At 61.5% G+C, this 12,151-nt stretch carries 5 protein-coding genes; 4 read left to right on the top strand and 1 reads right to left on the bottom strand.

The genetic code is table 11. The features are described 5' to 3' along the window. Positions 1 to 123 precede the first annotated feature (123 nt). Both DKK75_RS04915 and DKK75_RS04910 read left to right on the top strand, forming a co-directional pair. A complete protein-coding gene (locus DKK75_RS04915; RefSeq protein ID WP_110452351.1) occupies positions 124 to 1,500 on the top strand; it encodes an MFS transporter in 1,377 nt (458 codons plus the stop codon). A gap of 69 nt (positions 1,501 to 1,569) precedes the next feature. Then, positions 1,570 to 3,807 (top strand): glycoside hydrolase family 3 C-terminal domain-containing protein, encoded by a 2,238-nt coding sequence (locus tag DKK75_RS04910; RefSeq protein WP_110452350.1) that lies wholly within the window; start codon positions 1,570 to 1,572, stop codon positions 3,805 to 3,807. A gap of 18 nt (positions 3,808 to 3,825) precedes the next feature. Here DKK75_RS04910 and DKK75_RS04905 read toward each other — a convergent pair whose 3' ends face one another. Then, a complete protein-coding gene (locus DKK75_RS04905) occupies positions 3,826 to 6,084 on the bottom strand; it encodes a hypothetical protein (RefSeq protein ID WP_146208612.1) in 2,259 nt (752 codons plus the stop codon). 200 nt (positions 6,085 to 6,284) lie between these two features. Between DKK75_RS04905 and DKK75_RS04900 the strand changes: the two genes are divergently transcribed. Continuing rightward, positions 6,285 to 9,566, top strand: coding sequence for a tetratricopeptide repeat protein (locus DKK75_RS04900; protein ID WP_375315005.1), 3,282 nt, complete (start codon positions 6,285 to 6,287; stop codon positions 9,564 to 9,566). Next, positions 9,559 to 12,147, top strand: coding sequence for an NAD-dependent DNA ligase LigA (gene ligA / locus DKK75_RS04895; RefSeq protein WP_110452348.1), 2,589 nt, complete (start codon positions 9,559 to 9,561; stop codon positions 12,145 to 12,147). The genes DKK75_RS04900 and ligA overlap by 8 nt, the downstream gene beginning before the upstream one ends. Positions 12,148 to 12,151 lie beyond the last annotated feature (4 nt).

The raw sequence follows: 12,151 nt of genomic DNA, 5'->3' as shown, positions 1-12,151 counted from the left end.
ACATGTCGACTTGTTTGCTCCGATAATAAGTTCTAAATGATCACCCGTCATGGAAGGGGGGAGATTGGTGGGGCTCAATGATGAGCCACTGACTGCAGGGTTGCACACGAAGGAGCGGTAACGATGGTGAACGAAAATAATGATCGAAGGGGAGACTCAGCTGAGGGGGTCACTGCTCGCGTCAGGGAAGACATCAAAGCCATGGCCTCTGCAGATGAGCAGCAAGGCGCTGTGGTGGGCCAGAGCGTGGATGCGAGCTTTGCCCCGGATACGGGCAGGAGGCTTACGACCACGGAGAAGCTCCGCTTTGCCATTGGGTTCGTTCTGGTTTCCTTGCTCTGGGCTGCGCCCTTTACCATGGGGTCCGGGGTTCTCCTGCCTCAGATTTTCAATTCCCTGCATGGCGTCAGCGCTGAAGCGGCTCTGGGGACAATGAATTCGATCGGCTGTGTGTTCGCCCTCGTGGCCAACGTTGTTTTTGGTGCTCTCTCAGACATGTCCAGGTTCCGAGTCGGCAAACGTACTCCTTGGATCGTGTTGGGCGGCATCATTGGCGCCCTTGGCTTCCTGCTGGTTATCCAGTCCCATACACTCGTCATGATCATCTTCGGCTGGTGCATTGTCCAGATGGGCATCAACTGCCTGATAGCCCCGGCTGTGGCGGTCCTTTCCGACAGGATTCCCGAGTCGACCAGGGGGACCTATTCGGCGCTGTATGGAGCCAGCCAGGTCATCGGCCAGCAGTTGGGAACCATCATCGGCAGCTCGTTCATAGCCAACATCCATACCGGCCTGGTAGTGGCCATGATCATCTTCCTCTTCTCTGGTATTCTCACCGTGCTGATCTGGCCCCGGGAGAAGTCGGCTGCCAACACGGTCGTGGAACGAACCTGGGCAGATGTCGGCCGATCCTTCATACCGCCCACTAAGAATTGTCGCGACTTCTACCTGGCGCTTCTGGGCAGGTTCACTTTCGTCGTCGGCTGCTTCATGATTCAGGGCTACCAGCTTTACATACTGCAGAAGTACTGCAATCTGAGCGATGCCCAGGCCGCATCCGCACTCAAGATCATGGCCTTGATCTCGGTGGTGACCACGATCCTGGCCTCCGTGGTCTCGGGCCCGCTCTCGGACTTCCTGCACAGGAGGAAGATGATGGTGGCCATCAGCTGCCTGATTCTCGCCGTCGGCATGCTCTTCCCCTTCTTGATGCCAACCGCCACGGGCATGTATTTCTATGCCGCTCTGGCTGGAATCGGCAACGGCTGCTATATGTCGGTCGACCAGGCGCTGAACGTCGATGTGCTGCCGAACGCCAAGGAGGCCGGCAAGGACCTGGGAATTCTCAACCTGGCCAACACAATCGGCCAAGTGATCGCCCCCGGTTGCACTACTTTGGTCATTGGCCTCTTCGGCGGCTACAGGATGATTTTCCCTGTCGCCATCGCCTGCCTGCTGGTGGGAACCGTCTTCATCATGATGATTCGCAAGGTCAAGTGAATCTGAAAACCTGTAATCCGGACCTGTGCTGAGCAGCTGCCCGGCTAATTGAACCCGAAAGGAAAAGACATGCCAGAAGACACACGTACCAAAGCCAAGGATTTGGATCTGCAAGAGGAGGCCTCGCTCACTTCGGGATCTGACTCCTGGCACCTGCAGGGGCTGCCCGGCAGGGGCTATGAAGGGTACATGATCACCGACGGCCCTTACGGCTTGCGCAAGGCCACCGGTTCCGACGTCTACGGCTCGGTTCCGGCCACCTGCTTCCCTCCAACAGCCGGACTGGCCTCCTCATGGAATCCTGATCTGACCTATCAGGTGGGCCAGGCCATGGGCGAGGAGTGTATCCAGGAGAAGGTGGCTGTGATCCTGGGACCCGGCATCAACATCAAGCGCAGCCCGCTGGGCGGCCGCAACTTCGAGTTCTACTCGGAGGATCCTGTCCTGGCCGGGCATGAAGCCGCAGGCCTGGTTGAAGGCGTCCAGTCCAAGGGGGTGGGAACCTCGCTGAAACACTTTGCAGCCAACAACCAAGAGACCGATCGGCTCAGAGTCAGTTCGGACGTGGACATGCGCACCCTGCGCGAGATCTATCTGCCGGCCTTTGAATATGTGGTCCGGAATGCCAAGCCCTGGACCATCATGTGCGCCTATAACAAGGTCAACGGGGTCTTCAGCTCGGAGAACCATTGGCTGCTGACGGATGTTCTGCGTGGTGAGTGGGGCTACCAGGGTATGGTCATGTCGGACTGGGGGGCCGTCCACAACAGGGTCAATGCCCTGCAGGCCGGGCTCAATCTGGAGATGCCGCCCTCTCGCACCGATGATCAGGTGGTTCAGGCAGTGAAGGCTGGCCAGTTGGATAAGGAGCAGCTGGACCGGATGGCCCAGGGGATTCTGGATCTGATCGACAAGGCCCGTCCGGCCATGTCCCAGCAAGGGTATCGCTATGACATTGAGGAGCACAACAGGATCGCCCGTCAAGCGGCCCAGGAGTCTATAGTCCTCTTGCGCAACGAGGACCGGATCCTGCCGCTTGACCCGCAAGGGAAGGTTGCCGTCATCGGTGAATTCGCAAGAACTCCACGCTACCAGGGCGGAGGTTCCTCGCACATTACCCCTACCGAGGTCTCTTCAGCGCTGGATGGCTTCAAGGAGGCTGGCATGAACGTGGACTTTGCGCCTGGGTTCACATTTGACGACAAGGAGCAGGATCCTGCCCTGACCCAGCAGGCGCTTGAGGCTGCGCGCGGAGCCGAGACTGTGGTGCTCTTCCTGGGGCTGCCGGAAGATGCCGAGTCCGAGGGCTTTGACCGCACCAGCATGGATCTTCCCGACAAGCAGGTGGCGCTGCTCAAGGCGGTGTCCGAGGTCAACGATCGGGTGGTCGTCGTCCTCTCCAATGGGGCTGTGGTGACTGTTGCCGACTGGATGGACAGGACCAAGGGCCTGCTGGAAACCTGGCTGCTGGGCCAGGAGGGTGGACGCGCTGTGGTGGATGTGCTGACCGGTGCCGCCAATCCCTCGGGCCATCTGCCTGAAACCATCCCGGTCCGGCTTGAGGACAATCCCACTATCACCTCCTTCCCCGGCGAGGAGGGACACTCCCGTTACGGCGAGGGCATCTATGTGGGCTACCGCTACTATGACACCTTCCGGCGTCCGGTGGCCTTCCCCTTCGGCTTCGGGTTGTCTTATGCCGACTTTGCGCTGGATCAGGCTACGGTGACGAAGACAGGAGCCAACTCGGCTCGTGTGGAGGTGAACGTGACCAACACCTCGCAGGTGGATGGCGCTCAGACCGTGCAGGTCTATGTGGTCCCCTGCGCCAGCCGGGTGAATCGGCCTAGCCACGAGCTCAAGGCCTTTGCCAAGGTCTTCCTGAAGGCCGGGCAGTCCCGCAGGGTGAGCCTGGACCTGACAGAGCGCGATTTCGCTTACTGGTCAACGGCCATGGATGCCTGGCATGTGGAGTCTGGCACCTATCGCATCCAGGTGGGCACCTCCAGCCGCGATCTGGTTGCTGAGCAGGACCTGCAGGTGGATGGTGACGGCCGGTTCATTCCGCTGAATGCCGAATCGACCATGGCCGAGTGGCGCGAGAATTCGATCGGCGGGCCCATCATGCGTGATCGCATTGAACAGGATGGTATACCTCTGCCCGATGATCCCAATACGGCTCAGCTCTTTGACACCATGCCCCTGGCCTCGGTCATCACCTTGTCAGGTGGCGATGGCAATGACATCGTGGCTGACATGGTCGATCGGTATCACCAGGCCCTTAAGCAGCAGGGCTTGGACTTCTGATACCGCGGTCGGCTGGACTCAGGGTCCTAGGAACCAGACGGCTACGTTCATGGCCTGACTGGAGTCGAAGTGCTCCAGCAGGACCATGGCGTTGATAAGCGTCAGGACCAGGCCAGCCAGACAGGCCAGTGACAGCAGGCTCATGACGGCCGTTCCTGCCCTGGAGCGGCCGTTTTCATATGCTGAGGATGCGGCGGCCATGACCACCACGGCGGACAGGCAGATCATCCAAGCGAAATCAATGGCGTAGCGTACCGAAAATCCGCCCAAATAGGAGTCTGCAGCCATGACCAGAGCTGCTAGGGCCAGGGCCAGGATCAAGGCGGGCATCCATCCCCGGCGCTGCAGATTCCTTCGTACCTGGGGCAGGGCAACAAGGGCCAGGGCCAGCAGCAGTGCCGGGGTGGTGATTAGCAGCCCGCCCAGGCCAGGCTCGGTGAAGTGCCAGACCCGCATGGGAGCGGGGGAGAACTGCAGGTAAGGGAAAATCGGCATGGTAGTCAACGGCTGCAGAAGGTAGTAGCCAAAGATCTGAAACAGGCCTTGGGTCCCGGGATGATAGTTGGTCAGGTCCAGGACGGTCATCTGATAGCGGTTGCCGAAGTCCAGCAAGGATCCAAAGCGCCAGCGGTTGTACCAGAGCAGAGGAGCGGTCACCAGAAGGACCGGCAGCAGGCCGCAGACCAGGAGGGACAGCGCACTCCTTCGTGACAGAGAACCGGGATGGATCCCGCTCGTGAACAGAGCGCTGAATACTGCCTTTATTTCCTTGGCGAACAGGGGTAGCGCCAGTAGACCGGCGGCCAGGAAGGTGGGTCTGCAGCCCAGAGTAGCTGCTACTGACAGCGATCCCCAAAAGAGTCGGGGTCTGGACAGATGCCAGGGCTTGTCCTCATCTTCTATAATCCACATGCGTGTTGATTGACGATTCTGATGTACATCGGCATCAGCAGTCTGTCGATGGACCCGTCTGGCTCCCATCCAGAGCCAGAGTCCGGTCATGACTGCCAGCAAAGAGGCATCGAAGGGGATTGTATAGAAGTTGCGGCGGCACCAGAGGTAGACCATGCCGGATCCTCCCAGCATGATCATCAGTGCCATGCCGACAAAGGCCAGGCTGACTCGGGGGAACCAGCGGGCCAGCAGGCGTATGGTGGCCAGGGCAGTCATGATGGTGGCCGCCGCCACCAGCAGGGCCGCAGCCGAACTGGTGGGCAGGGCATACCCACCAGGATGCACCAGGCTGGTCGCTGCCCTGTAAGGCAGGAAGAGCAGCAGCACCGGCAGCACACCGAAGTAGGAATACCAGTGGCCGTCTCTATAGACGTAGTCCCAATATATGGGTTGCTGGTCCTGGGCCAGCAGCGCGTTGCGCGTGGCTATGTCAAATGGGTTGGCCGCCTTGGCCAGACCCGGCGCCTGGCCAAGATCCAGCCAAGGGCGTCCATGCAGCAGGGCCTGGGCCACGTGATCGTACTGGTTGAAGTCGTAGACGTAGGCCTGCGGCTGATGGTATGCCATGGGGGTGAAGACGGACAGATCGTGCTGGATGTTCCAGCAGGACCAGGTTACCAGCGGAGCCAGAATCAAAACCAGAGCCAGGCGCTGGCTTGCTGAGCCCGTATCCAGCCGGGTCCGCCAAAGGACCGAGCCTGGCAGGTAGCTCAGGATCAGCGCCGCCAGACAGACCAGCGTCAGTATACGGGCAGGGTTGAGGTCCAGGGGGACTACCTCGGCTGGAGTCATCCCGGTCAGCTCCAGCTGAGATCCGATAGGCTCCTGTATCCATAGCCGCATGGCCTGGATCCGGTCGCCTTTGGAATTTCCTCGGATGCGCAGGTAATGGCTGCGGGTCTGGCCGGGGCAGATCACCCCTCGGGTGCCCTGGGTCCAACCCTTGTCGCCGGCCAGGCGCAGGTCAAGACGTACATGAATCTGAGACAGGGATGAACCTTCGATGCCTTCTGCCAGATGTGCCTGAACGAAGGATGCTGATCCATCTGCGGCAGGGACATCCATCCAGGCGCCAGCCGGATCGGTAATCTTCAGCCTTCCACTTGCAATCGTGGAGAGTCCAGGGCCCAATAGGTCCGGACGTGTCGTGGCACCATGAGTGGCGTTTGTCGCAGAGGGGGTGGCGGAAGCCGCCAGTGACTGCCAATGGGCCAGGTTGAATACTCCCAGTTCGAGGACAAGCGCAACAAAAAGCGCCAGCAGCAGCCGGATGGTCGTGCCCCTGGCCAAGGTGGGGCGTCGCAGGGCTGGCAGAGTCATCACGGTTTTATTCTAACGGCGACATGTCGCGTTGGATTGGGACAATCGAAAGTATGTCCAAGAACGCGAAGAAGTCCCGGGGGTTCGGGGACCTGTCAGGTCTGGGCCGTTCCATTCTTTCCGCACTGGAGGGACTAGCGGGCTCCTCTCGGCCGACCATAGAGGGTCGGGGGGATCGTCCCCTGGATTCTTCGGTGGCCGACATGGTCGACCTGATTAACCGGACAGGGCATCATCCTGACGATCAACAGATGCGCAAATTTCTGGCCTCCCACAGCCGTATTCTGGGCGTCGCCGTCAAACGTCGGCTTTTTCCCCGCTTGCAGGGCGTGCCCGAGGGGCTGACTCTGGGTTGGGTCCAATGGCCTGATGCGCCAGGCCGCGGCTTCGCGCTGGGCATCTTCACCGATCGACGTCACTTTGCCCAGATTGCTCTGGCTGACGATCATGGCCGGGTCTTCATCGGTGAGCAGAGCCGGATGGACCTGCAGAACATGGAGCCTGCCTTCTTGCTGGGCCGGGAGGATGAGGTGACCCTTGCCGACGGCCGTCGGCTGGGTCGTGATCCGGGTCAGGATTCTGGGCCGGTCCATGCCCTCCAGGGTGCCGTAGCAGGCCGTGACGATGCCGGCCACCTGCGCTGGCTGGCCTCCTGGCTGCGATCCGATGGTCGCTATTCCCTGGAGCAAATGCGTCCCCTCCTGCCTGCGGAGATGCGTCTTGACCTGGAGTACCGGGATGCCGTGGCCATCGCCTTCTTCGCCGCCTACCTTCTGCCGCGCATCCAGGGAACCTTCACAGGGTTCGGCTCGGGCAACATCTTCTACCGGCTCAACCGGGAGGCGCCCATGGGAGCCATCCGACGCAGCGTGGGCGATATGATCCAGGCCCGCTCCCACGGACAGCGGGTCTCCGGTCTGGAGGATCTGTTCGCCGACCTGATGCGTGAGGCCGGGGCTCTCTCGCCCGTCTCGGGCCTTGAAGCCATTCATGGGGCGGAACCCCTGCATCTGTATGCTTCCTCTTACTCTGGTGCCTACTTTCTGAGCTGGGACAACGGACTGGAGTTCACCGCCGCCCTTGCGGCCCTGCGCATCGAAGGCAATCTCAACAGGTTCGCCGCTGTCAGCGCCTGGCTGGAGCGCAATGCCCGTCTGGGAACACTGCCCACCGAGGACTCGATCAACCGCGTCCAGGCGACCCGGCTGGACCAGGCCCTTTTGGATGATCCTGCCATCGTCGCCCTGCTGCGTCCTGGAGACTATTCGACTCGCTTCGACCCTTTGGAGGACGACGGACGGACCGCTATCAACGCCATGGTCGACAAGGCTGCGGCTACTGCTGCCATGGTGCGTCAACAGGCTCCCCAGGCTCTGCCGGTGCGAGCTGACGGTCAGGGCCAGGAGCCCGTCCGATCCGAATGGGTCTACCGGCAGACGCTGGCCATGCTGGTGCGTTCCCTTCGGTTGCCTTTCCGCTTCGATGCGGAGTTCAGATCCAACCTTGCCCAGGGGCAGGTGGCCCTGGCCTTCACCGCAGCGGGACGTACCATGATGCCCTCCAGTCGCTATGAGGATCAGTCACGGGCCTGGCGTGACCTGGACGAGGGCGAGCGGTCCGCAATGAGCGCTGACTACAACCTGCGCGTCGGGCTGATGATGGCCGCTCTGGCCTTCGGGGTGGATCCGGCCGTGCGCGAGGTCAGCCTGCAGATCGACTCCATCGGTCTGGAAGAGGCTGTCGACCAGCAGAACTCGGCCATCAGGACCATGATGGGACAAGCCCTGGAGGCCTTTGAGCGTATGCGCTCCGGCGAGGTGGCCTCTACAGGGTCCAAGGCCGATCCCAAGGATGGCGACGTGCATGGGGATCCTGCCAAGCCCATTGCCTCCCGGATGGCTCCTGATCAGCAAGAGGGGAATGAGGAGGACAAGGCCGAGGACCAGGACGAAACGGGATCTGTGGACCGTGAGTTCAAGGATCTTATGCAGGGAGTGGATCTTGACACCGCTGCCTTTGCACCGCCGTCGTCAGCCAATGGGTCCGATGAGGAAGAACCGACCGCAGACGGCACCTCGAACGAGAAGGTATCGAGCGATGATCCCTCCGCGGATCATACCGACGGCGGCGGATCCCAGAATCCACTGAGCGCCCTGCAGAGCAATCCGACCATTCGCACCCTGGTCTCGGTGGTCTTCAGCAGGGAGCTCTTCCTCTCCCGCATCCGTTCACAAGGTCTGAAGGATCCACGTGCCGTCTACCGTTTCTTTGACGCGGCCATGCAGGTGGATCCGCAGGGCGGACTCAAGCCCACCGAGGCCGGCTTCGACATGCGCGATGACCGCTTCAGCCCCCAAGGCAGCCAGGAGGAGCCTGAGTTCTCCGAGATGACCTTTGCTGACAAGTCGGCCAAGGCTCTGGGAGCGCATAAGGCTGTGGATCTGTCCATTCAACGAGCCGACCTGCTGCAGAGAGCTGTAGGTGGTTTCCACAGGCTAGCCGCGGACCGGACTATGACTTCAGCAGCCAAGGCCCAGCAAGCCACTGGCATCATCCAGGGCATCGGCGATCCGGAGCTGGATCAGCTGGCTCCCCAGGTTGCCAGCGCTATGATCGACGGCACTCCTGTTCCGGACTTTGACTTTTCTCTGTCCTCCCAGCTGGACAAGGAGCGCGTTCGTGCCCGTGATCTGCTCTTCTCCGGCGGCGCGGCCCAGGGCATACAAGTGGAGCAGGATGCCATTGCCCATCTGGATGCCGCTTTCGCTGCCGAGGGACAGGTGCCCAGGTACTTCAACTCATACGCTGAGCGGGTGGTTTACAACCGGCTCTTTGCCACTCCGGGGGAGCGGACCCTGCTTATTCCGGACAATCTCTTTTACGCCCACCTGGAGATAGCTGATCTGTTGGCCCAGATTAAGGAGGACCAGGCGGCCCTCAAGCATCTGAACGCAATGGTGGCCTACGCGCCCGCCTACCCGCTCTCCCACCTGAAGCTGGCGGTCATGCTGGCCAACCGGGAGGACTGGGATTCGGCCCGGGCTGCCACCCTGAACGCCCTGCGGGTGGCTCTAGACAGGGACGACGCCTCTTTCGCTTACTACCGTCTGGCCTATGCCTCATGGATGCGCGACGAGTTCGACGTGGCTGCGGCGGCTTATTTGATGAGCGAACACATCAGCCCTGACCGGATACCAGCCCTCAAGAGTGAGCTGGCCGAGCTGCAGGCCAGGGCCCGCTCCCAATGCGTGGTCCTGCCCGAAAACCACAGACAGGCCCGCCAGGTGCTGGCTGAACATGGCCTGCCGGTCTGGCCTCACACCGAGGTGGCTTCGATAGTGCGCCAGGCCGCGCGCATCTGTGTGGACGGCGGGCTTTTTGTTCCGGCCCGAACATTGTCAATGGCGGCAGCTCGGATGAACGACGACGATAATGAAGGTGTTGATGTGGTACAGGCACAGTTCATGAGGTCGCTCAATGCATGACAAAACAGCTCAGCAAGATATTCGGAAAACCGATGATGATGGCGGGGATGCCGAGTCCAGACCCAGGCCCGGCACTGACCGATGGATAGCCTCCCTTCAGCCCGACGATGCTGATGCCATGCGACTGGGGGAGCTGGACCTTGACTCCTTGGGGGCCCAGCAGGCCCAGCGTCTCTGGTCCAGGCTGGCTGCCTGGGTGGAGTCCGACCAGGTCGCCTACTACATAGACGATGCTCCTGTCTCTTCCGATGCAGCCTATGATGCCCGGATGCGCTGCCTGCAGGAGCTGGAGTCCCGCTTTCCTGGCCTGGACACCCCCCAGTCGCCGACGCACCGGGTGGGTGGAACCTTCTCCAACGACTTCGCCTCCGTCCGTCACCCTTCCCGGATGCTCAGCCTGGATGACGTCTTCAGCATTTCGGAGCTTCGTCAGTGGTACGACGGGCTTCGCAGCGAGCTCGACTGGCCGCAGGACAAGACCCTGCCTATGACCAGCGAGGTCAAGATCGACGGCCTGGCCCTCAACCTGCTTTATCGTAACGGGGTCCTGGAACAGGGCCTGACCAGGGGGGACGGGGTGACGGGGGAAGACATCACCCTGAACGTCAGAACCATTCCAAGCATTCCGCAGAACCTGGCGGGTCCTGTCCGCGACATCCCAGAATTCGTGGAGGTCCGTGGCGAGGTCTTCATGCGGTTCGATGACTTCAATGCCTTGAACGAGGAGCAGGAGCGGGAGGGCAGGGCGCCCTTCGCCAACCCCCGTAACGCTGCCGCCGGGTCTCTTCGACAGAAGGATCCACGCATCACCGCCAGTCGCCGTCTGAGTTTTTACGCCCATGGCTTGGGCTCCCTGAGATGGGGGCCGGCCCATCCCAAGGGGACCCACGACGAGGTCATCGACCAGTCCCAGGCCTACGACCTCTACAAGCAGTGGGGGATTCCGGTCTCGCCCCACAACAGGGTCGTCACTTCATTCGACCAGATCCTGGACATGATCGATTACTACGGCCAGCACCGCAATGACATCGAGCACGCCTTGGATGGCATCGTCGTCAAGCTTCAGGACCGGGATCTCCAGCGCAGGCTGGGCGCCACCTCCCGAGCCCCCCGCTGGGCTGTGGCATACAAGTACCCGCCGGAGGAGGTCAATACCAGACTCCTGGACATCACCGTCCAGGTGGGTCGGACCGGAAGGATCACCCCGGTGGCTGTTCTCACTCCGGTCACCGTTGCCGGGTCCACGGTCTCCAGGACCACTCTCCACAACGCTTCCGAGGTCAAGCGCAAGGGCATTCTGATCGGGGACACGGTCGTGGTCCGCAAGGCTGGCGATGTGATCCCTGAGCTGGTCGGACCGGTTATCGAGGCCAGGAAGGGGCGCGAGAAGGAGCTGAGACCCTTCGTCATGCCTGAGACCTGCCCCAGCTGCGGCGCCCGTCTGGCTCCGGCCAAGGAGGGCGATGTGGACATCCGCTGTCCCAACGTGGAGTCCTGCCCGGCCCAGTTGACCGAGCGGATCATCCATATGGCCTCGCGAAAGGCCCTGGATATCGAACATCTGGGGGAACAGAGCGCCATAGCCCTGACCAACCCCGATGAGAATCGGCCTGATTCCGTACAGGTCTACGCCCCTGGACTGCGTGAGGTTTTGATTGACCAAGGCGGCCAGGCGGCCCTCTACCAGCCGGACCCGGATCTGAAGCTTCCGCCCCGGCAGGATCCGGTTCTGACCAGCGAGGCAGGCCTCTTCGACCTGAAAGCGGAGGATCTGCGCCAGGTCTATGTATGGCGTGAGGTTCCCCTGATGGAGCAGGCGGCGGTGGAAGGCCGACAGGGCCACGCTACAACAAAGCGCCGGACTGGCGGCAGCGGCCTCTGGTACCGGGTGCCGGCATTCTATAACCTGCCCAAGAGCGTACAGACCGGCCAGGGCGAGCGAGCTATGAACAGTCATGAGACCCAGGTCCAGGAAGCCGCCTTAGGCAGTACTGATGCGCAGCCCTCCAGGAATACCCTGCAGATGCTTGACGAGATCGACAAGGCCAGACATGCCGACCTGTGGAGGGTTCTAGTGGCCCTGTCCATCCGGCATCTGGGACCGACTTCAGCTCGGGCTATTGCCACCCGCTTCCCCTCTCTCAAGGCCGTAGAGGAGGCCAGCGTGGAGGACCTGTCCGAGTTGGATGGTGTGGGTCCCGAGATCGCACGCTCCATCCACGACTGGTTCCAGGGCGCCCGACAGCCAGGCGACTGGCGTGGACGCATCCTTGAAGCCTGGCAGTCCGCCGGAGTCGGCGCTCACGTCGAGCGCAGCACCAAGCCACAGACCTTGAAAGGCATGACCGTGGTGGTCACTGGCAGTCTGGAGGGTTTCTCCAGGGATTCCGCCAAGGAGGCCATTGTGGAGCGGGGCGGCAGAGCCTCTGGATCCGTCAGCAAGAAGACCACCTATGTGGTGGTGGGTGCCAATCCGGGCTCCAAGGCCGACAAAGCTGAGAGCCTGGGCCTGACTATTCTTGACGAGGCGGCTTTCCGCCGCCTGCTTGACACCGGCGACCCCAGCCCAGCCCAAGGCTGATTGC

The sequence above is a fragment of the Bifidobacterium asteroides genome (genome assembly GCF_003202695.1).
Taxonomy (GTDB): Bacteria; Actinomycetota; Actinomycetes; order Actinomycetales; family Bifidobacteriaceae; genus Bombiscardovia; species Bombiscardovia asteroides_G.
This window is presented reverse-complemented; position numbering and strand designations above follow the sequence as displayed.